Source organism: Ruegeria sp. HKCCA5426 (assembly GCF_013034585.1).
GTDB lineage: Bacteria > Pseudomonadota > Alphaproteobacteria > Rhodobacterales > Rhodobacteraceae > Ruegeria.
Genome location: NZ_WQGH01000013.1, coordinates 1 through 21,363, shown reverse-complemented (window position 1 = coordinate 21,363; position 21,363 = coordinate 1). Strand labels below are relative to the sequence as shown.

23 protein-coding genes are annotated in these 21,363 nt (G+C 57.7%); 15 read left to right on the top strand and 8 right to left on the bottom strand.

All coding sequences use genetic code 11. From position 1 onward, the window contains the following. The first annotated feature begins 11 nt into the window (after positions 1 to 11). Positions 12 to 446, top strand: coding sequence for a hypothetical protein (locus GOV87_RS17960; RefSeq protein ID WP_171212687.1), 435 nt, complete (start codon positions 12 to 14; stop codon positions 444 to 446). Here the strand turns inward: GOV87_RS17960 and GOV87_RS17955 are convergent. The 4 genes from GOV87_RS17955 to GOV87_RS17940 all read right to left on the bottom strand — a co-directional run bounded on the left by GOV87_RS17955 (position 443) and on the right by GOV87_RS17940 (position 6,990). Continuing rightward, on the bottom strand, positions 443 to 1,018 hold the full coding sequence (locus tag GOV87_RS17955; protein ID WP_171212686.1) for a DUF924 family protein: 576 nt from the start codon (positions 1,016 to 1,018) through the stop codon (positions 443 to 445). The two genes, GOV87_RS17960 and GOV87_RS17955, sit on opposite strands and share 4 nt — an antisense overlap. Before the next feature lie 110 nt (positions 1,019 to 1,128). After that, positions 1,129 to 2,400 carry an MFS transporter gene (locus GOV87_RS17950; RefSeq protein WP_171212685.1) on the bottom strand — a complete coding sequence of 424 codons (1,272 nt, stop codon included), beginning with the start codon at positions 2,398 to 2,400 and terminating at the stop codon, positions 1,129 to 1,131. Positions 2,401 to 2,512: 112 nt separating this feature from the next. Further along, positions 2,513 to 3,559: a tRNA preQ1(34) S-adenosylmethionine ribosyltransferase-isomerase QueA gene (gene queA, locus GOV87_RS17945; protein WP_171212734.1), complete on the bottom strand. Its 1,047-nt coding sequence runs from the start codon at positions 3,557 to 3,559 to the stop codon at positions 2,513 to 2,515. Between the two features lie 44 nt (positions 3,560 to 3,603). Next, positions 3,604 to 6,990, bottom strand: a complete 3,387-nt coding sequence (locus GOV87_RS17940; protein ID WP_371813541.1) for a DUF3971 domain-containing protein — start codon at positions 6,988 to 6,990, stop codon at positions 3,604 to 3,606. A gap of 69 nt (positions 6,991 to 7,059) precedes the next feature. On the opposite strand from GOV87_RS17940, the gene GOV87_RS17935 reads away from it, so the two are divergent. The 6 genes from GOV87_RS17935 to aqpZ all read left to right on the top strand — a co-directional run bounded on the left by GOV87_RS17935 (position 7,060) and on the right by aqpZ (position 12,124). After that, positions 7,060 to 7,521, top strand: coding sequence for a peroxiredoxin (locus GOV87_RS17935; RefSeq protein WP_171126549.1), 462 nt, complete (start codon positions 7,060 to 7,062; stop codon positions 7,519 to 7,521). A gap of 63 nt (positions 7,522 to 7,584) precedes the next feature. Then, a complete protein-coding gene (locus tag GOV87_RS17930) occupies positions 7,585 to 8,421 on the top strand; it encodes a ferritin-like domain-containing protein (RefSeq protein ID WP_371813540.1) in 837 nt (278 codons plus the stop codon). A gap of 179 nt (positions 8,422 to 8,600) precedes the next feature. Next, positions 8,601 to 9,926, top strand: a complete 1,326-nt coding sequence (locus GOV87_RS17925; protein WP_171212683.1) for a DUF5930 domain-containing protein — start codon at positions 8,601 to 8,603, stop codon at positions 9,924 to 9,926. Continuing rightward, positions 9,916 to 10,416, top strand: a complete 501-nt coding sequence (locus GOV87_RS17920; RefSeq protein ID WP_171122193.1) for a polymer-forming cytoskeletal protein — start codon at positions 9,916 to 9,918, stop codon at positions 10,414 to 10,416. Before GOV87_RS17925 ends, GOV87_RS17920 begins: the two co-directional genes overlap by 11 nt. 122 nt (positions 10,417 to 10,538) lie before the next feature. Then, positions 10,539 to 11,348 (top strand): zinc-dependent peptidase, encoded by an 810-nt coding sequence (locus GOV87_RS17915; protein ID WP_171212682.1) that lies wholly within the window; start codon positions 10,539 to 10,541, stop codon positions 11,346 to 11,348. A gap of 89 nt (positions 11,349 to 11,437) precedes the next feature. Further along, the gene (gene aqpZ, locus GOV87_RS17910) at positions 11,438 to 12,124 is read left to right on the top strand and encodes an aquaporin Z (RefSeq protein WP_171122191.1); all 687 of its coding nucleotides are present in this window, start codon (positions 11,438 to 11,440) and stop codon (positions 12,122 to 12,124) included. A gap of 51 nt (positions 12,125 to 12,175) precedes the next feature. Here the strand turns inward: aqpZ and GOV87_RS17905 are convergent, their stop codons facing one another. Continuing rightward, positions 12,176 to 12,724, bottom strand: coding sequence for a peptidylprolyl isomerase (locus GOV87_RS17905; protein WP_171212681.1), 549 nt, complete (start codon positions 12,722 to 12,724; stop codon positions 12,176 to 12,178). Further along, on the bottom strand, positions 12,717 to 13,223 hold the full coding sequence (locus GOV87_RS17900; protein WP_171126544.1) for a peptidylprolyl isomerase: 507 nt from the start codon (positions 13,221 to 13,223) through the stop codon (positions 12,717 to 12,719). Before GOV87_RS17900 ends, GOV87_RS17905 begins: the two co-directional genes overlap by 8 nt. Before the next feature lie 132 nt (positions 13,224 to 13,355). Here GOV87_RS17900 and pgk point away from each other — a divergent pair, with 132 nt between their 5' ends. From pgk to GOV87_RS17865, 7 genes are all read left to right on the top strand, one after another. Then, entirely contained in the window at positions 13,356 to 14,546 is a 1,191-nt protein-coding gene (gene pgk / locus GOV87_RS17895; protein WP_171212680.1) for a phosphoglycerate kinase, read from the top strand. Between the two features lie 125 nt (positions 14,547 to 14,671). Next, entirely contained in the window at positions 14,672 to 14,971 is a 300-nt protein-coding gene (locus tag GOV87_RS17890) for a septum formation initiator family protein (RefSeq protein WP_171212679.1), read from the top strand. A 153-nt stretch (positions 14,972 to 15,124) separates the two neighbouring features. Then, positions 15,125 to 16,120 (top strand): pyruvate dehydrogenase (acetyl-transferring) E1 component subunit alpha, encoded by a 996-nt coding sequence (gene pdhA, locus GOV87_RS17885; RefSeq protein ID WP_171122186.1) that lies wholly within the window; start codon positions 15,125 to 15,127, stop codon positions 16,118 to 16,120. A 3-nt stretch (positions 16,121 to 16,123) separates the two neighbouring features. Further along, positions 16,124 to 16,504 (top strand): VOC family protein, encoded by a 381-nt coding sequence (locus GOV87_RS17880; protein WP_171212678.1) that lies wholly within the window; start codon positions 16,124 to 16,126, stop codon positions 16,502 to 16,504. A 12-nt stretch (positions 16,505 to 16,516) separates the two neighbouring features. Next, on the top strand, positions 16,517 to 17,887 hold the full coding sequence (locus GOV87_RS17875; protein WP_171212677.1) for a pyruvate dehydrogenase complex E1 component subunit beta: 1,371 nt from the start codon (positions 16,517 to 16,519) through the stop codon (positions 17,885 to 17,887). Positions 17,888 to 17,899: 12 nt separating this feature from the next. Then, positions 17,900 to 19,198 carry a pyruvate dehydrogenase complex dihydrolipoamide acetyltransferase gene (locus GOV87_RS17870; protein WP_171212676.1) on the top strand — a complete coding sequence of 433 codons (1,299 nt, stop codon included), beginning with the start codon at positions 17,900 to 17,902 and terminating at the stop codon, positions 19,196 to 19,198. A gap of 156 nt (positions 19,199 to 19,354) precedes the next feature. Next, complete coding sequence (locus GOV87_RS17865) at positions 19,355 to 19,591, top strand: hypothetical protein (RefSeq protein WP_171212675.1); 237 nt, start codon at positions 19,355 to 19,357, stop codon at positions 19,589 to 19,591. A 7-nt stretch (positions 19,592 to 19,598) separates the two neighbouring features. Here GOV87_RS17865 and cysE read toward each other — a convergent pair whose 3' ends face one another. Beyond that, positions 19,599 to 20,408, bottom strand: coding sequence for a serine O-acetyltransferase (gene cysE / locus GOV87_RS17860; RefSeq protein WP_171122181.1), 810 nt, complete (start codon positions 20,406 to 20,408; stop codon positions 19,599 to 19,601). An 84-nt stretch (positions 20,409 to 20,492) separates the two neighbouring features. Here cysE and GOV87_RS17855 point away from each other — a divergent pair, with 84 nt between their 5' ends. After that, positions 20,493 to 20,831, top strand: a complete 339-nt coding sequence (locus GOV87_RS17855) for a TraR/DksA C4-type zinc finger protein (protein WP_171122180.1) — start codon at positions 20,493 to 20,495, stop codon at positions 20,829 to 20,831. 158 nt (positions 20,832 to 20,989) lie between these two features. Here GOV87_RS17855 and GOV87_RS17850 read toward each other — a convergent pair. Then, positions 20,990 to 21,363: hypothetical protein (locus tag GOV87_RS17850; protein WP_171212674.1), on the bottom strand; the 374-nt coding region annotated here is incomplete at its 5' end.

The window sequence follows — 21,363 nt, the reverse complement described above, 5'->3', positions numbered from 1 at the left end:
AGAGGCTTATCATGGCCAGAACGCTTAAAGATCTGTTGCTTGCATTGCTGAACGCCACACTCATCCTGGTTGCCCTGTGTCTGTTTCTGGGGTGGAAATTGGCCTCAACGGTCGAAGGCATCACGACAGCCTTCGCTGAGAATATCCAGATTGTTGCGCCCCTCAAGCAGGAACTCCAGGGGGTACGAGGTGAGTTGGCGGCTTTGCGCAGCGACTTGTCCTCGATTCAAATTGGCGAAAGCCTTGCGAATAGCGCGGCAGCACAGAAAATCTCGACCGCTTTAGCCAAGCTCGACAATCTGGAAAAAGAGCTACAGGCAAAGCAGGCCCGGATTTCGGAACTGACTGAATCACCAGACGAATTGATCAATACGGCCATTGAGGCCTCGGCCGACGCAATCGCCGACCGGATCATTGAAATACGTGGATGCGTGCCTGCGTCTTAACCGGCGGCCTGCAACTCTCGGACCGTCGCGCCATAGCCGCCCATGTCCACATACGCCGCTTCAGGCTCGGTCATTGGCCGCGACAGCGCTTCGTTGCGGTATGGGAACCGCCCGAATTGCCGGATTACCTCACGGTGTGCACGCGCATGTAAAAGATTACTCGAATCCTTGCTGACATTCTGACACATCAACCGCACACAGCGTTCCTGATCACACAGATTTTCCGAATGCATCAGGGGAAGATAAAAGAACTGCCTTGCGGGCTCGTCGATCTTCAGATCCCACCCCTTGTCCACAGCGCATTTGGCCGCTGACAAGGCCGCACGGTCAGATGCAAACGCCTTGGCGCTGCCTCGGAACATGTTGCGTGGAAATTGATCCATCAGGATGATGTACGCCAACGCACCACTGGGATAGGTCAGCCAAAGGGAAAACTTGCCCTCATTTGCTGCCTCCCACATGGTTTGGAATTTTTCGCGGATTTCAGCGTCAAGCGCATCGTCCTGCAAATACCAACCCTTGGGACCGACTTCATCCAACCAAAAACTCAGTACGTCTTCAGGCCCTGCCATTGCCCTAAACTCCGTCTGTTCGCCTCCCCCAAGGACGTAACGTCATTTAAGGACGTTTTACAGGTTTGTTACAGTAACATATTGCAACACTTGCGACATAAATCCGTGTCTTAGGCAATATCTTGCGTGTCCTGCTCGGCTTCCGCCGCCTCGATGGCCACTTCCTGCGCTACTTCAAACGCAACGGGTGAGGCTGTGGGGTAAAGCGGAGACATCGTACCCGTTTCGTCGACCGGGATCGCGGCGCGTTGTGTCATGCGATACATTGCGTACCCTGCGGTTATGACCAGCAACATCGCAATGAACAGGAAAAACCCCTGAGGGCCAAACACGGCGTCGCCCATTAACCAACCGGTGATCAGCGGCCCGGCAATCGCACCCAACCCGTTGATAAAAACCAGACCGCCTGAAGCGGCCGCCATATCCTCATGCTCGAGGAAGTCATTGGCATGCGCAATCAACAGGGAATAGAGCGGATTCGACATCCCACCGATCACGAAAGCGGCAATCAGCAGGATCGGAAATGTCGTTCCGAACAACATGCCGGCAATCGACCCTCCGGCCCCGGCGATGGCGACCAGCATGATAAGAAACCGGCGATCCATGCGGTCGGAAAACCAGCCAAGCGGATACTGCAAGACGACGGCCCCGACGTAGAACGCGGCGATAAAGGTCGAGATTTCGACCAACGTCAGCCCAGCCCGTGCACCATACACCGACGCCATACCGAACTGAGCCGAGAACACGCCGCCCAACAGGAACATGCCGACACAGCCGAGCGGTGACTTACCCATCAATTCGCGCAGGGTCATCGGCTTGGTCGTGTCAAAGGCTGGTGTAGGTGAAATTGACAACAGGATCGGCCCGAAGGAAATCGAAACCAGAATCGACGCGATCACGAAAGTCTCATAGCCCGCGGGGTCTCCGACCAGCATCAAGCCTTGCGCCGTAATGATCCCGGTCATCTGGACGATCATATACAACGACAGCGCCTGCCCCCTGTTTTTGTTGCTGGCGGCGTTGTTCAGCCAACTTTCGGCCGTAACGTAAACACCGGAAAAGCAAAACCCGATTACGACACGGCCCAGAATCCAAGCCACAGGTTCGGTCAGCGTTGGATACATGATCATCACGGCCGAAATGAACGAAGCCAGCGCCGCAAAGACACGGACGTGCCCCACGCGCCGGATCATCTCGGGCGCCAAGCGCGATCCGCCGAGGAAACCCACGAAATACGCCGACATCACAAAGGACATCTCGAGAGTCGAGAACCCCTCAATCTCGCCGCGAACACCAAGGATCGTGCCTTGCAAACCGTTGCCGACCATAAGCAGGCCCACGCCAAGAAGAAGCGCCCATGCGCTGGACAGGACCTGGATCATTGGGACCTCCGCGAAAAATCGGTCTGAATTACGGATTCGTTTTGATATGAAAAACGGCTCTAGGCATGCTTGTCTACGACATAACCGTAATGCGATCCCGACAACGCGGCGGTCACGGTATCAAAAGCGACGCATCTCCGTAGGAAAAGAACCGATATTTCTGGTCGATTGCGTGGGCGTAGACATCGCTCATGCGAGTCTGCCCCATCAAGGCCGACACCAGCATAAGAAGTGTGGATTTCGGCAAGTGAAAGTTGGTCATCAGCGCGTCGGTGACGTGAAATTGGAAGCCGGGATAGATGAATATGTCTGTCTCGCCTTCCCACGGTTCGATCCGGCCAGAGCGCGCGGCGCTTTCGATCAGGCGCAGCGCAGTGGTTCCAACTGGTATGACCCGTCCGCCAGCGGCCTTGGTCTTTTGGATTTCGTGGGCAGCCTGCGCGCTGACCCTGCCCCATTCAGCGTGCATTTTATGCGTAGTCACGTCTTCGACTTTCACCGGCAGAAAGGTCCCAGCACCGACATGCAGTGTGACATGAGTGATTTGCACACCGCGCTCGTCCAACGCGCGCATAAGCGCGTCGTCGAAATGCAGCGACGCGGTCGGTGCAGCCACCGCACCCGAATTTCGGGCCCAGATTGTCTGGTAATCTGTCTTGTCTTGATCGTCCGCCGGACGCTTGGCCGCAATATAGGGCGGCAAGGGCATCGCACCGGCATGTTCCAGCGCGGCGTCAAAATCCTCTCCGGTCAGATTGAACCGCAGAAACGCCTGCCCGTCATCTACCCGCTCCAAAGTGGCGCTGAGTTGGTCCGAGAACCTGATCTCTTCGTGCAGCTTCACCTTCTTCAGCGGTTTGATCAGCGCGGCCCACGTTCCATCGGCTTGCGGGTCTAGCAGGGTTGCTTCGATCGCCGCTGAAACGGGGCCCTGTGCGCTGTCACGGTGCCGCCGTCCGTTCAGGCGCGCCGGGATCACACGCGTATCGTTAAGGACAAGGCGATCCCCGGGCTGCAACCAATCGGGTAGATCAAACACATGCGCGTCCGAGATTGCGTCGCCATCGACCACAAGGAACCGCGCCGACGAACGCGGCGTTGCCGGGCGCGTGGCAATCAGATCTTCGGGCAGGTGGAAATCGAAATCGCTGAGTTTCATGCGCGCGTCATACAAGGCCAGACCGGATTCAGCAACAGCCCAGATCAATGATCCTTCGGAGGGGAACCAAAGGTCTTTTTCGGCTCATCGGGCTTTACAGGCAGGGAATTCGGGCCGTCGGTCACAGTGGGAGCCGGGGCGCGCAAGAGGTTGCGCAAGAACAACGGCGCAAGGCCCGACAAGGGGTTCACAGACACTTTGGGCGAAGTCAGTGGGCCCGTTAGATTATAATTGAAGCCAATAACGCCCTCACCCTTTTTGGTGAAAACGCTGCCGATCGCGTTGACCAGATAAATCGGCGAAATCGCACCCCGCAGATTCAGCATTCCCGCGACCGTATCTATCGTCCCATCAAAAGACAGACCCATGGACGGGCCAACCGCGCTTCCGCTGAGGACTTTGACCTCGGTCGGCGTAATGCGCATCCGGCTTTCAATGGTCGAGAAAAAGATACCCTGCCCCGCCATTTCATCCAACAAACCAACAAGGCTGATCGCGTTCAGCAAGGCGGCCATCGCAGGGGCATCCGTGATCCGCGTATTCACGATCTTTAGGTTAACGTCATAGTTCCCGGGCGCGCCAACGGGCTCGAGGCTCATATCAAGCGAGCCGCCACGTGCCTGAGTGATGACCCCTGCCGATCGCAGCACCTCACCGGCATCGGACGACTTTAATTCCACGGCGCTGCGCCCACCGCGCGGAGTGACCTGTCCGCGAACCGACGCGCCTCCGTTCACGCCGGCTGTGAATGCGCCAGTGATGCCGCCCGACGTCTGGAATGATCCGTTGAATCCCGTCAGCGCGACCGATTCTGTGACCTGCAAGCGGTCCAGCACGACGTCCAGTGCAGGCCCGCGCCCGCCGCCTCCACCACCGCTGCTACCTTCGCCGAAAGTGGCACCACCCAAATTCATGACACCGCCCAGCACGCGGATATCCGGCAAGGACGAACCACGATTCACCAGCTCGGCGGGGACGGCCAGCCAGTTGCCCAGATCGAAAGAGCTGAACTGAACCTTGTCAAAATCCCCCCCTTCGCGAAACGAGATCGAAGCCGTGGTACGCAAACCCGCCGCATCCAGCTTTAGCTCATCCACACGCAACTGATCGCCCAGCGTGGCGTCGACGTTCAATATTCCGGCGGTCTGTCTGCCTTTGCGCCAGCCAAGTTCGGGTATGGCCAAGGCAACACCAACCAGATCAGAGGTCGCTGCCAGCTTTATTGGGTCGCCTGCTCCGATGCCGATAGAGACCTGTGCGGTTCCCTGCCCCGTCAGCATACCCTGCGGTAATCCGGCTTTCAGCTCGGTCATCAGACGGGGCGACAGTTCGATTTCACCGGTAACCTCGCTGCGTTGTGGGCCTGAACCACCGATGGGTTGGCGCCATGTCACGTCAACCGGAACATCACCAAACAGACCATACCCGCCAATCTCGACCGAATTCTGATCGCCCTGTACATTCAGGCGGTCTGAACTGACCGAGAATCCCGGCACCAACCGGTCGCTTGCAACGTTGTCGATTTCGCCGGTGAAGTGGAACTCTGTTTCTTCGAATTTCAAACCTTTCTTCATAGGCAACGCCAGAGTACCCGACAGGTTGACTTCACCCTGAGCCATATCCACAGGAAGCCCGGCTTTCGTCAACAACTCCAGAGGCTTACGATCCAGCAGCGACAGCGCCGCAGTCGCTGAACCCCGCGCTTTTATCCGGGCAATGGCCGGTGACGGGCCCTTGATTGTTGTATCGGGAATGATGAACGACGTGCCCGAAGCATCGACCGCCCCGCCAGCATCGGCGATCACCACCCCGCTTTCGGCAGATGCGGTAAACCGATCGTCAAGCAAGCTGACCCGACCCTGCGCGTCCTGAATGGGGGGTAAGGTCTTGGCGTAGCGGATTTTGGCGTTTTCGAACCCAAGCCCCAAGTAAATGTCCGGCTTGCGCCCCGGTTGCAGTCGCAATGCAAACTCGACGTTCCTAAATTGGCCTTCATACAGGTTTTCAGACACCCAGAGCCGTGGTTTCGGGGCCAGAATTTCAGGCCAGTAATTCAGCAACCGGTCGGCAGTCATTGTATCCAGATGCGCATCCAGCGCCGCCACCCATCCATCCGGGCGGCCGATCAAATTACCCGAAGCACGCAAAGTGTGGTCTGCGTCGACCAGCGTCAGTTGCCCCAATCGCACCTCGAACGGTGCCAGCTTCAGTTGGAAATCAAGATTTGCCCGTGCGGATTCAAGTGACTCGGGGAAAAGACCACCGGGATAGATATCAATTTTGTTCAGATCCAGTTGCGCCGTCAGGCTTTCCAATGTCCCGTCGTCAATCCCCTGCAGATAAGCCGAGCCGCTGGCCTGAACCGACCCCAGATCGGAAACGATCGAGACTTCGTTGAAATCCAGCACCTGCGCAGCGGGATCATAGGTGAAATAGGTCCGCGCAGAGTCAAATCGAATGGGTTGTGTCTCGGGCGTCGGCTGGATGACACCTGCGGCAATATTCAGTGTCGCGAACAGGGGGCCCAATGCGGCCTGATCGTCGACGCTGCCGCGAAGGGCGCCGGAAATCGGCGCGTCAAGCTCTTGCAACCACGCCAGCGCAAGGCTTTGTCCTGCGATATCCTCAGCGGGCAGATCGGTGATGGAAATGCCGAAACTTGCCTCGGGCGTGCCCAAAACGCTGGAATAATTGGCCTCGATCGAGCTGGCATAATCCCGGCCGGTCAAAACCGAAAACCCGGTGGCAAGGCGCATTTCGTCCCCGCTGCGCGCAATCGAAATATGCCCTCCGTCGAACACCCAGGCACGGCCCAGGCGCAAATCCTGATAGTCCAACGTCAGGTTCTGCAACTCAACCGATCTAAGGCCCGACAGGATCGGAGAAAGAAATACATCGTCGGATTCTTCGATCAGTTCAGCCAGTGTGGGTGCCTGCTGTACGGGCGAGCTGCCGGTGCCGACCGTCAGCGATAGCGCGCCATCTTCGCCGCGCGTCAGGGCGATCTGGACATCTTGCAGGACTATTCGCCTTGGCCGGATTTGCCCCCGCAAAAGCCCCCGCATCGACAGGCGTGTGCGCAAGTCCGACACTTGAGCGATCTGCTGTCCGGCGGCATCGCTAATGGTCACATCCGTCAGGCGAAGCCGGGGGCGCCACTGCTCATTTACAAAAAAGGTGGCATCCCCGAAGCGGATTTTCAGCCCGCCCAGCGTTTGATCAAGCCGCTTTTCAGCCTGAACCCGCATCCAGTTCGGGGCGTGCAGTTGCTGACCAATCAGAAAGAACCACCCTGCAAAAGCCATCGCAGCAAGCGCAAGAGCGAACCACATCGTCCAGCGAAGGGCAGTACGACGACGCGACCGACCGCGCCGGGGTTTGCCCGGATGGTCTGCACTTTTGTCTTCGTGCTGCACCAATTTTCTATCCACGCCTTTCAACCCGCTCGCGCCGCCCTATGATGACGGGCAGCACTTAAAAAACCTTTAACGGAGTTTCCAATGCCCGACGTTACAGACACTGCCCCTGATTTCACGTTGCCCCGCGACGGCGGTGGCGAGGTCACGTTGTCAGACCTGCGCGGCGGTGCCGTCGTTCTTTTCTTCTATCCTCGCGATGATACGCCGGGCTGCACCAAGGAATCCATCGGTTTCTCGGAACAACTTCAAGCCTTTGCCGAGGCGGGCGCTCAAATTTTCGGCATTTCGCGGGACACCATTGCCAAGCACGACAAGTTTGTAGCCAAGCACAACCTGACGACCCCTCTGCTATCCGACGAGGGGTCAACCGTTTGCGAGGACTATGGCGTCTGGGTGGAAAAGAACATGTACGGGCGCAAGTCGATGGGGATCGAACGCTCGACCTTTCTGATCGACGCCGACGGCAAGATCGCCCGCGTCTGGCGCAAGGTCAAAGTTCCCGGTCACGTGGATGAGGTACTTGAGGCTGCGCGCGCGCTCTGACCCTCTTTTCTGCAACCGCCATCCAGTCTAAGACCCGCGCAAACGCAAAAGCGGAGAAACCCGGTGTCGAAAACACTGACCCAGATGGCGACCGAAGTCCTGACCACTGCAGAAGGGCGCGCAAAAACCGCCCTTTCCAAACGCTATGCCGCTGAATGGTTCGCGTCGCGCAAGGGTGATGCACCTGAGATTGAGATTGGGACAGCGACCCCACCGCTTTACCCGTCGCGGCCAGAAAAGCCTGAATTGCTGTCGCCCCGCGATGTTCCAAAACGCCGACCAGGAACCGAGGCCGGGCGGATTGCCCTGCTGCACGCCGTGGCTCATATCGAACTGAACGCCGTTGATCTGCACTGGGACATCATCGCCCGGTTCGGACATGTGCCGATGCCAATCGGTTTCTACGACGACTGGGTGAAATGCGCAGAAGAAGAGTCACGTCATTTTGAGATGGTTTGCGACTGCCTTGAGCAGATGGGCAGCTATTACGGTGCCCTGCCCGCCCATTCGGGAATGTGGCGCGCGGCCGAAGATACGGCTGAGGATTTGATGGGACGGCTGGCTGTGGTTCCGATGGTGCTGGAAGCCCGCGGGCTGGATGTAACCCCCGGAATGATTGACATCTTCCGCAAGGCGAAGGCTGAACAGGCTATCGCTGCACTCGAGGTGATCTACGCCGAAGAAGTCGGGCACGTGGCCTATGGATCAAAATGGTTCCATTTCCTATGTGGGCGTGAGAATGCCGACCCAAAGGATGTGTTTCACGAATTGGTCCGGCGGTATTTCCACGGCGTCCTGAAGCCCCCTTTCAACGAGGAAAAACGCGCCGAAGCGGGGTTGCCGCCAGATTTCTACTGGCCTTTGACTGAAGACCTGCCTCAGCCCGGACACGACCATTAAACGTGCTCAAGTTGACGTTATCGGCAATTTCCCGCCGAGAATTGGCGGGAAAAACCTACTTTGTTGGGTAAACTGGTTAACAAACTTGCCCAAAACCTGAGCTCCCTCTATGCACTTCGGCCAAGGGACGGCTATCACTCACGACCGATCCCGATCTTGGGGATGAAGAGGGAAGACGCGTGCGAACACGTCTGGCAATCAAACTACACTCGCTGCTTGAACGGCATTTTCCGGAACGCAGGGTTTTTCTGAAATCCGACAACGACACACGGTTCATCCGGCTCAGTTCGGAAACGCAGGTCGCTGCTGTTGCTGGCGTTGCGGTGATTGTTGGCTGGACCGCTGTCGCGACCGCGATCTTGCTGATGGACAGCATCGGATCGGGCAATTTCCGCGAACAGGCGAAACGAGATCAGGCCACCTATCAGGAACGGCTGAATGTTCTGTCGGCCGAACGCGATGTGCGCGCGCAAGAAGCGTTGATGGCGCAGGACCGATTCAACGCAGCGCTGGAACAGATTTCCGCCATGCAGTCCGAGCTGCTGGCCTCGGAAAACCGCCGCCGCGAGCTTGAGACCGGGATCGAAGTGATCCAGACGACCTTGCGCGCGACAATGAAGCAGCGCGAAGAAGCCCGCACTGAGCTGGCCAAGATGAACCAAGAGGCAGGTTCGGGCGAGGTGCAGATGGCATATGCCACTAACCCTGCCCAAATGAACTTCATGACCGAGGCATTGGTCAGGACCGCGATGGAACGTGATCAGATCGCGGCCGATGCCAAGGATGCGCTGGATCAGCGCGACGAGCTGGAACTGGAAATCCAGCTAATGCAGGAACGCAGCGACGAAATTTTCCGTCAGCTAGAAGAGGCAATGGTCATCTCTGTCGAGCCGCTCGACAAGATGTTCCGCAAAGCAGGAATGCCCACCGACCGTATCATCGAAGAAGTACGGCGTGGGTACAGTGGCATGGGTGGCCCCCTAACCCCCATATCCTTCAGCACGCGCGGTGAGGAACTGACCCCCGACGAAATCCGCGCGAATACCCTGCTGCAGCAGATGGATCAGCTGAACCTCTATCGCATTGCTGCAGAAAAAGCGCCGTTTGCAAGCCCGGTAAACGCGGTTGTCCGCTTCACCAGTGGCTACGGGACACGCCGCGACCCCAAGACCGGAGGTCGCCGCATGCATAACGGTGCTGATTTTGCAGGTGCACATGGAACGGATATATTTGCGACCGCTGACGGAGTGGTCACCCATGCAGGCTGGCAATCCGGGTTTGGACGGCTGGTAAAAATCAAGCATGCCTTCGGAATTGAGACACTTTACGCCCATAATACCAAGATCAAGGTAAAGGTTGGTCAAAGGGTCTCGCGCGGGGATCATATTGCTGATATGGGTAGCACCGGACGGTCGACCGGCACGCATCTGCACTATGAAGTACGCGTGAACGGAAAACCTGTTAACCCAATGACTTACATCAAGGCTGCGAGAAATGTTTTCTAAGAGCAAAATCAACGAGCCCGGTTCGAATGCACCAGAAGCGGCAAAACCCGCCGCACCAGCAACACCGGCTGCCCCTGCACCGTCAGAAAACAAGGCGAGCACCGCGCCCAAGCCCAAGCCTCCGGCGTCGGTTCTGTCTTCGGATTTGCACATCACCGGCAACCTGAAAACCTCGGGCGATATCCAGGTTGAAGGAACTGTCGAAGGCGACATTCGCGCGCATCTTCTGACGATTGGTGAAACCGCGACCATCAAGGGCGAAGTCACCGCAGATGACGTGGTAATCAATGGTCGCATCGTTGGCCGTGTGCGTGGTCTGAAAGTACGCCTAACCTCGACCGCACGTGTCGAAGGCGACATCATCCACAAGACCATCGCCATCGAAAGCGGCGCGCATTTCGAAGGTTCGGTCCAGCGTCAGGACGACCCGCTGAACCCTGGCCGCAGTGCCAAGGGCGGCGCAAATCCGGCGGCGGAAGTCAAGCAGTAACACCTGTTTCGCCCGGATTGAAAATTCAACGCCGCAGGGAAACCTGCGGCGTTTCTTTTTTGCCTTGGACCACGGCGCACTTTCAGGTTCCAAGACGCAACCCGCCTGTATAAGCTTGTGAAATGTGGATTTTCTTTGCCTTAGTTCTGTTGATCGCAGGCTTTTTTACCTATCGCCATTGGGCCAGAACACAGGAGCGCAAGGCCCTGCTGTCCACCCCACTTACCCCTGAACAGCGCGCCATAATCGAAGCCCAGGTTCCCTTAGTGCGCCGTTTGCCGCCTGACCTGCGCGTAGGCCTCGACGGCAAGGTGAACCTGTTTCTGAATCAGGTCCGGTTTTTTGGTTGTGACGGTCTTGAGGTCACGGAAGAAATGCGTCTGGCCATCGCCGCGCAGGCATGTCTCCTGATTATCAACAACACGCTCTGGTACGATCACCTCACCACGATCCTGATCTACCCCAACGCCTTCAAGTCCCGGCAACGCAGGCAGGACGGCTATGTGGTCAGCGAAAAGGAAATCATCCGCACCGGGGAAAGCTGGGATCGGGGGCCGGTCATTCTGTCGTGGTCTCACAGCAGGCAAGGCGCATTGGATGATCATGATGGACAAAACGTAGTCCTGCACGAATTCGCACATCAGATCGACGATCTGTCGGGCGGAACCAACGGCGTTCCAATCCTCAGCGAAGGCCAGACCTTCGCCGAGTGGGAACGAGCATTTCTGGCGGCATACGATGCCCATGTTCAATCCGTAGAAAAAGGGCGGCACACGGTCATCGACCCATATGGCGCCGTCGGGCACGAAGAGTTCTTTGCGGTATCGGTCGAGGTCTTTTTTGAACGGCCCCGCGCCTTGAAGTCCGAGGCGCCCGGCATTTACGAGCAGTTGGCCAAGCTGTTCCGGCTGGATCCCGTAACCTGGAATTAACCTGCCTTGGCGGAACCGGGTTCCGTAAAAATTTCACAAAACAGGTTTTTTGAATTACACTGAACCCATTGTTTTTCGGAGGGCTTTTCATGTCATCAAAACTCATGGCCGAATTCTTCGGCACGTTCTGGCTGGTACTGGGCGGCTGCGGCAGCGCCGTCTTAGCGGCAGGCGTCGCCGATGTCGGCATCGGCTGGCTGGGTGTATCTTTCGCTTTTGGCTTAACCGTTCTGACAATGGCATACGCGGTCGGCCATATTTCGGGCGGGCACTTCAATCCTGCCGTCAGTCTTGGCCTGATGATCGGTGGAAGGTTCCCGGCAAAAGACCTTATTCCCTATTGGATCGCCCAGGTCGTCGGCGCAATTGCCGCAGCGGTCGTCCTGTACCTGATCGTAAGCGGCGCACCCGAATTCACTGGGGTCGGAAGCTTTGCCAGCAACGGCTATGGCGAAGCGTCCCCCGAAGGGTATTCGATGATGTCCGCCTTGATCATCGAGATCGTACTGACGGCGTTTTTCATCGTAATCATTCTGGGCGCGACGTCTGAGGGTGCTCCAGCTGGTTTCGGCCCCATCGCCATCGGGTTGGGCCTGACGCTGATCCACCTGATTTCGATCCCGGTGACGAATACATCCGTAAACCCGGCGCGCTCAACCGGTGTTGCGCTGTTTGCCGACGGCCCGGCCCTTTCACAACTCTGGTTATTCTGGGTGGCCCCGCTGATCGGCGGTGCGATTGGGGCCGTGATCTGGAAAGCCATGGGCGACGACTAAGCCCCGTCTAACAAAAAGGCCCCGGCGCAATCTGCGTCGGGGCCTTTTTTGTTACTCGGTTACAGTAACTTTTTTCATCACGTCGGGCTGTCCGATGACTGCTCCGTTGGGGCCATCGCCACGCTTGATCGCGTCGACAATGTCCATCCCGTCGGTCACCTGTCCAACAACAGTATATTGGCCGTTCAGAAACGGACCGGGCGCAAACATGATGAAGAACTGCGAATTGGCACTGTTGGGGTCTTGCGCCCGTGCCATGCCCACGACACCGCGGTCGTAATTGAAGTCCGAGAACTCGGCAGGCAGGTCAGGCCGGTCCGACCCACCGGTGCCAGCACGACGCAGATCGCTGCCCAGACGGCCATGTTCCACGTCGCCGGTCTGTGCCATGAAGCCATCGATCACGCGGTGAAAGACCACACCGTCATACTTGCCTTCGGCGGCAAGGGTGCTGATCTGTTCAACGTGCTTCGGAGCCAGATCGTCAAACAAATCAACGGTTACGGTGCCATTAGCCCCCTCGCCCTCGATCTCGATCTGCAAACCAGTGGCCAACGCGGGGCTGGCCAGCAAAGCAAATGCGGCTGCCAGCTTATACATCGGCTGCCACCTTAACGCTGATCATACGGTCGGGACTCATCGGCGGCTCACCCCGGACGATGGCGTCCACGTGCTCCATCCCGTCGATAACGCGGCCATAGACGGTGTACTGGCCGTTCAGGAAGTGATTGTCCTTGAAGTTGATGAAGAACTGCGAGTTGGCCGAGTCTGGGTTCTGCGAACGTGCCGCGCCCAATGTGCCGCGATCGTGGGGCAGTTTCGAAAATTCTGCCGGAACGTTCGGCAGCGACGACCCACCTGTACCGGCCATGCGGATGTTGAATCCGTCTTCCATATCGCCGTGCTGCACGTCGCCTGTCTGCGCCATGAAACCGTCGATCACACGGTGGAAGGCCACGTTGTCATACTCACCACCACGGGCCAGTTCCTTCATCCGGGCCGAGTGCTGGGGGGCCACATCGGGCAGCAGCTCGATGACGACATTGCCGTCTTTAAGTTCGATGATGATGGTGTTTTCGGGATCCTTGATCTCGGCCATGAGGCCCTCCTGTCGTTTATCTTGCGCAAATAACTATGACGCGGACGCATGAATGCCAAGTGACGCATTGACCTGAGGGCAAAATGCAGGAAAAGAACCGCCTAAAGCGGTTGTAACGACAAGGATGAAACGATGGGCTGGAAAACGCTGGATGATATGGACCTGAACGGCAAGCGTGTGCTGGTACGCGTGGACATCAACGTACCAGTTGTTGACGGCGTTGTGACCGACGCGACCCGCATCCAGCGCATCGTGCCCACGGTACGCGACATCCTTGCGGCGGGCGGCAAACCGATCCTGCTGGCGCATTTTGGACGCCCCGGCGGTGAACGCCGCGAGAACCTGTCGCTGAAGCAACTGGTCCCGACGCTTGAGACCGCTTTTGGCTCGACTGTCCTATTCGCCGCCGATTGCGTCGGCTCCGAGGCGGAACTGGCCGCCGAACAGTTGCAACCCGGTCAGGTGCTGCTTTTGGAAAACACCCGCTTTCACGCAGCGGAAACCAAGAATGACACTGATCTGGCTGCCGGTATGGCGCGTCTGGGCGAAATATATTGCAACGACGCATTTTCCGCCGCGCACCGCGCTCACAGCTCGACCGAGGCTATTGCCCGCATGCTGCCTGCCTGCGCTGGTCGGCTGATGCAGGCCGAGCTTGAGGCGCTTGAGGGCGCTTTGGGCACGCCCAAACGCCCTGTGACAGCCGTTGTGGGCGGGGCCAAGGTCTCGACCAAGCTGGAACTGCTGGGCAATCTGATCGACAAGGTGGACTACCTGGTTATCGGTGGCGGCATGGCCAACACGTTTCTGGTGGCCAAGGGTCTGAACGTGGGCAAATCGCTGGCGGAAACAGCGATGAAGGACACCGCAGCCGAGATCATGACCAAGGCCAAAACCTCGGGCTGTACCATCGTCCTGCCCACCGACATCGTCGTGGCCGAAAAGTTCGAAGCAGGTGCCCCTCATCAGGTTCTGCCCGCCGATCAATGTGCGGATGACGGAATGATCCTTGACGCAGGCCCCGACAGCGTGGCGGCGATTTCAGACATCTTCGGACAAAGCCAGACCCTGATCTGGAACGGGCCGCTGGGCGCGTTCGAGATTGAGCCCTTCGATACCGCAACCAACGCGGCAGCGCTGAAAGCCGCGGCACTGACGCGGTCCGGGCAATTGGTCTCAGTCGCGGGTGGGGGTGACACGGTCGCGGCTTTGAATGCGTCGGGTGCGGCCAAGGATTTCTCGTACATCTCGACTGCAGGCGGCGCGTTTCTGGAATGGATGGAAGGCAAAACCCTACCCGGTGTTGCGGCGCTAGAGCAATAAATCCACTAGCCCGTGCGTTTTTGTCGAATCAGGGGATTCACAACCCGAATCACCTGTGACATAGTGCTTTCAGAGGTCCAAAAAGGACCCGTTATTGAGGCAGACTTCATACGGCGGTAAACAGAGTGTCCCGTTCCAATCGGCCCGGTTTGGGCGCAGTCGCATTCTTTATGGTGGCGTTTATGCTGGGTGTTTATTTCACCTTTGCCGCCGTGCAAGGTGACTATGGCCTGTTCCGACGGGTCGAGATTGCAGCGGAACGGGACGCTCTGTCGCGCGACCTCGACAAGCTCGAGGCTGAAATTGCAGAGATGGAGAACCTGACCCGCCGTTTGTCGGATACTTATCTGGACTTGGATTTGTTGGACCAGCAAGCACGCTCTGTGCTGGGAATGATCCGCTCAAATGAGGTTGTCATCCGTTGATCCTCCACTGAATTGATCGATTTTGAAGCAAGCCGCAACCCGATTTTCGCGAGATCGGACGCTGCGTCACATTTACCCTCGCCAGAAAGCGGCAAATGCTTTATGAGATAGTTTAACGCTAAACTATCTTGCCGAGAGGGGGAGATCGCCACAATGGCTGCGCGAAAAACCGCAAAGAAACCAAATGTTTCGTCGGAAGAACTGACCACCTACTACCGAGAGATGCTGCTGATCCGCCGATTCGAAGAAAAGGCCGGTCAACTTTATGGCATGGGTCTTATTGGTGGATTCTGTCACCTGTATATTGGCCAGGAAGCCGTTGTTGTGGGCCTCGAGGCCGCAGCCAAGGACGGCGACAAGCGGATTACTTCTTACCGCGACCACGGTCACATGCTGGCCTGCGGCATGGATCCGGGCGGTGTGATGGCCGAACTGACCGGACGTATTGGCGGCCTGTCCAAGGGCAAGGGCGGCTCGATGCACATGTTCTCTAAAGAGAAGCACTTCTATGGTGGGCACGGCATCGTTGGCGCGCAGGTCCCGTTGGGCGCAGGTCTGGCCTTTGCCGACAAGTACAAGGAAAACGGTGGAGTCACCTTTACTTATTTCGGTGATGGTGCGGCCAACCAGGGTCAGGTTTACGAGACATTCAACATGGCCGCCCTGTGGGAATTGCCCGTCGTATTCGTGATCGAAAACAATCAATACGCTATGGGGACCTCTCAGGCGCGCTCGACCTCGACCAAAGACATCTACCACCGAGGTGAGGCCTTCGGTATCCCCGGTGAAATTGTCAATGGCATGGACGTACTGGCCGTCAAAGAGGCCGGTGAGAAAGCCGTCGCCCACTGTCGCGCTGGTAAGGGTCCCTACATCCTCGAGGTCAAAACCTATCGCTATCGCGGCCACTCGATGTCCGACCCGGCCAAGTATCGCACCCGCGAAGAGGTTCAGAAGGTCCGCGAGCAAAGCGATCCAATTGAGCATGTGCGCGAATTGCTGCTGACCGGCAAACACGCGACCGAGGACGACCTGAAGGCGATCGACAAAGAGATCAAAGAGATCGTCAATCAGGCTGCCGAATTCTCGAAAGAAAGCCCCGAGCCTTCTGTGGAAGAGCTCTGGACAGATATCTACGCCGAGGCCTGACAGATGCCGCATTTCGAAATTCACGTCAGTGACGTCGAACAGGCCAAGGCGTTCTATACCGGCCTATTCGACTGGGCGTTCACACCAATGCCCGGCGGCGAAGAAGTCGGCTATCATCTGATCAGTGGCGACCAGATCGGCGGCAGCCTAGGGCTGACCGGTGGCCTGATGCAGCGCCATGGCGAAGCGCCCGCTGCCGGTAGCCCGGTGCGCGGCGGCACCATGACCTTTGAGGTCGGAGATTGCGACGAACGCTATGCGTGGGCATTGGCAAATGGCGGCGCCGAAGCGCTGCCGCCGACCGATTATCCTGGCATAGGCCGCTGCGCCTATGTGGAAGATGGACAAGGAAACATCGTCGGGATGATTACCCCGGCCCCGTAAGGAAACTGAGACATGGCAACCGAAATTCTCATGCCCGCCCTTTCGCCCACGATGGAAGAGGGCACGCTGGCCAAGTGGCTGGTCAAAGAAGGCGACACCGTATCCTCGGGCGATATCATGGCCGAGATTGAAACCGACAAGGCTACGATGGAGTTCGAGGCCGTTGACGAAGGCATCGTCGGCAAAATTCTGATCGCGGAAGGTACCGAAGGGGTCAAGGTGAACACACCTATCGCGGTCCTCGTGGAAGAAGGCGAGGACGCCTCTGCCCTGCCCACGGCTGCGCCCGCAGCCGCAGCGGTGGCTGAGGCCGCCCCTGCGGCGGTTGAGGCCCCCGCTCCTGCCGCTGCCCCTGCTGCACCGATGGTCGATCTATCCCCGGACTGGCCTGCGGACGCCGAGATGAAATCCGAAACCGTTCGCGAAGCCCTGCGCGACGCGATGGCCGAAGAAATGCGCGGCGATGAAGACGTCTACCTGATGGGCGAAGAGGTCGCCGAATACCAGGGGGCATACAAGATCAGCCAAGGCCTGCTAGACGAATTCGGCAGCAAGCGCGTGATCGACACGCCCATCACCGAACACGGTTTTGCCGGGATCGCAGTTGGTTCGGCCTTTGGTGGGTTGAAGCCGATTGTCGAGTTCATGACCTTTAACTTCGCCATGCAGGCGATTGACCAAATCATCAACTCTGCTGCCAAAACGCTTTATATGTCCGGCGGTCAAATGGGTTGCCCCATCGTGTTCCGGGGGCCCAACGGTGCTGCCGCCCGCGTGGCCGCACAGCATTCTCAGGACTATGCCGCCTGGTACATGCAGATCCCCGGTCTGAAAGTGGTCATGCCCTACTCGGCTGCTGATGCAAAAGGGTTGCTGAAATCGGCGATCCGCGACCCCAACCCGGTGATCTTCCTTGAAAACGAGATCCTTTACGGACGCTCTTTCGATGTCCCGCAAGTGGATGATCTGACCATCCCGCTGGGCAAGGCGCGCATCTGGCGCGAAGGCTCGGACGTGACCATCGTGAGCTTTGGCATCGGCATGCAATACGCGCTGGAAGCCGCTGACAAGCTGGCCGAGGAAGGTATCAGCGCCGAGGTGATCGACCTGCGCACTATCCGCCCGATGGACACCGGCGCGATCATTAACTCGGTGATGAAAACCAACCGTCTGGTGACAGTCGAAGAAGGCTGGCCGCAAGGCTCGGTCGGCAGCTATATCAGTTCGGTGGTGATGCAAGAGGCGTTCGACTATCTGGACGCTCCGGTCATCAACTGCACCGGCAAGGACGTTCCGATGCCTTATGCAGCGAACCTCGAAAAACTGGCACTGATCACCACCGATGAGGTGATCGCAGCCGTCAAACAAGTGACCTACCGGTAAGGAGCGACACAGATGCCCACAGAAATTCTGATGCCCGCCCTTTCCCCCACGATGGAGGAAGGCACCCTTACCAAATGGCTGGTGAAAGAGGGCGACACGGTGTCGTCCGGCGACCTGCTGGCCGAAATTGAAACCGACAAAGCGACGATGGAATTCGAGGCCGTAGACGAAGGCACCATCGGCAAGATCCTGATCCCCGAGGGCACCGAAGGAGTCAAGGTCAACACCGCCATCGCAGTTCTGCTGGAAGATGGCGAAAGCGCTGACGACATCAGCGCGGCAGCTACCGCAGCCCCCGCGGCTGCTCCGGCAGCCGCCGCGGGTAACGAGGCCGCCTCTGGGGCGTCCGAGGCACCTGCCCCTGCTCCGGCGGCACCGGCCAAAGCCGACGGTGGCCGTATCTTCGCCTCGCCGCTGGCCCGTCGTATCGCTGCGCAAAAGGGTCTTGATCTGGCGCAGATCACCGGTTCGGGACCGCATGGCCGTATCGTCAAAGTAGATGTGGAAGGCGCTACAGCCACCGCGCCTGCTCCGGCCCCTGCACCTGCAGCAGCGGCTCCGGCAGCGGCAGCCCCGGCTGGCCCGTCGGCGGATGCCGTGGCAAAAATGTACGAAACCCGCGATTACGAAGAAATCAAGCTGGACGGGATGCGCAAAACCATTGCCGCGCGCCTGTCCGAGGCCAAGCAGACCATCCCGCATTTCTACCTGCGTCGCGATATTAAGCTGGATGCGCTGCTCAAGTTCCGCAGCCAGTTGAACAAACAGCTTGAAGGCCGTGGCGTGAAGCTGAGCGTCAACGACTTCATCATCAAGGCTGTCGCAAACGCGTTGCAGCAGGTTCCGGCCTGCAACGCGGTCTGGGCCGGTGACCGGGTGCTGCAACTGAAACCCTCGGACGTGGCCGTGGCTGTCGCTATCGAGGGCGGTCTGTTCACCCCGGTTCTACAGGATGCCGACACCAAGTCGCTGTCCGCGTTGTCGACCGAGATGAAAGACCTTGCCGGTCGCGCTCGTGAACGCAAACTGGCACCGCATGAATATCAGGGCGGCACATTCGCAATCTCGAATCTGGGCATGTTTGGCATCGACAATTTCGACGCCATCGTGAACCCGCCGCACGCTGGCATTCTTGCAGTGGGTACAGGCGTCAAAAAACCAGTTGTAGGCGATGACGGAGAGCTGACCGTTGCAACAGTGATGTCCGTAACGATGTCCGTGGACCACCGCGTGATCGACGGAGCGCTTGGCGCGGAACTGCTGCAAGCCATTGTCGAAAACCTTGAGAACCCCATGGTCATGCTGGCCTAACACCAAGAGAAACCGCAACAGCCGCGCCCGCACGTTCTGGCGCGGCTTTTTCGTGTCTGGCCGGGAAGTGAGGAAACGTGATCCGGCCAACTGTTGTTTGAGCACGCGCGGGGCGTCAAGTTGTTTGCAAATCAGACACGGATGCAAAGGTGCCCCATGACCTCCACACGGCTTACTCGGACAGGTTTGATTTTGTTGATGCTGGCTGCAATTGCACCTGCGGATGCCTATGCCAAGCCCAACAGCTATCCAGGTGAAAACTCGAAGTTCAATTCCAAAAGCGCGGTCTCCAAATGGGAAGCCGAGCGCAACAAACGGATTGAAGAGCGAAAGAAACGGCGGGAAGAAAAGCGGCTCAAGCGGTTGAACGAAAAGAACAACCGCCCGAACTGAGTGTGAGTTACTGATCTTTGCCCAGCATGTGGTCCATTGAAATTGCAGGCTGATCACAACCTGCTTCGCCGACAATCTTTGCAGGAATGCCCGCAACGGTTTTGCACGCAGGCACGGCCTGCAAGACAACCGATCCGGCAGCAATTCGGCTGCAATGACCCACTTCAATATTGCCGAGCACCTTGGCACCTGCACCGATCAGAACACCGTCACCAATTTTCGGATGGCGCTGTTCTTCTTCCTTGCCGGTCCCGCCAAGCGTGACGGAATGCAGCATCGACACATTGTCACCGACAACCGCAGTTTCGCCGATTACGATGGAATGGGCGTGATCAATCATGATCCCTTTGCCTATTTTCGCGGCCGGGTGGATATCAATCCCGAAAATCTCGGATGAACGCATCTGGAAGAAATACGCCAGATCGTAGCGCTTCTTTTGCCATAGCCAATGCGCCACGCGATAGGCTTGCATTGCCTGATAGCCCTTAAAGTACAGAATCGGCTGCAGCAGGCGATGGCAAGCCGGGTCGCGCTCGTACACAGCCATCAAGTCGGCACGGGCCGCCTCGATCAGCGAGTGATCATCCGCATAAGCTTCGTCCACGATCTCTCGTAATACCATCATGGACATTTCATTCGAGCACAGCTTGGCCGATACCCGGTAGGACAATGCCCTATCTAGACTGCGGTGGTGCAGAATACAGGCGTGCACCAACCCGCCCATCAACGGCTCATTCTCAACGGCCAATTGAGCTTCGGTCGTGATGCGATCCCAGACGGGGTCGACGGGTGTAACGTGACTGCGCGTTTCCAACATGGCTTTTGATCCTTTGCTGCGCCTAGAATGCCATTTAGAGGCAAAAACGCCAAACGCAAACCCGTGATCAGCAGGATAACGAAAATGAATGCTTCTTTGATGGCCGAATTCGAGGCCCGAATACGCAGTCGTTTAGCGGAACTTGCTGACAATTCGGAAGCAGGAAAGAAGGCGCAAGCCATTGTTGAACTGGACCAACAAGCCATAGGGCGCCTTAGCAGGATGGACGCGTTGCAGAACCAGGCAATGGCCAAGGCTCAGCAAGCCAACAGGGACGTCGAAATGAACAGATTAAAGGCGGCATTGCTTAGGATCGACGAGGGAGAATACGGATTCTGCGAAGACTGCGGTGAAGAGATCCCAATTGGTCGCCTGAACTTGGATCATGCGGCCACCAAGTGCGTTAGCTGCGCATCCGGGTGAGCCGTTTACTTGGTTATTTTTGCATTCTCACCACTCTGTCGGTGATTTTGCCTCGCTCACCATACAGGCGAAATGGCGATGTCGTGTCGCAGGCGGCGCCTTTTGTTGCTCGCGTCGCCTGAGAAGGCTTCTAAGAAGAAGGCTAATTACTTAGCCATCTAACCTACCGTAAGAAATGCTTGCAGACCGGGACCATAGCTGGCCGAAACCTGTGCCACCTGGACTGTGTAGGAACCGGACACACCGTCGGCGAGTTTTGCAGCCGACGTATATGTCCAGCGGGAAATTTGAACCAATTCCTCACGCACCAATGACCCTTCGGCCCAAATCTGTATCAGATAAGCTTCGGACTCTTCGCCCAACGGGACGTCGATTCCGGCCCAGTCGTCACCATCAACTCGGGTTCGACGCACCCACGAAAGCGTATCACCCGCCCCTGATCTACGAACACACAGATGCGCCGGGGCGTAAGGGCGCTGAGCAGCCTCATCTGACTGGTCCAAATTGATTGTTAGTGCATCGTCGGCCTGTA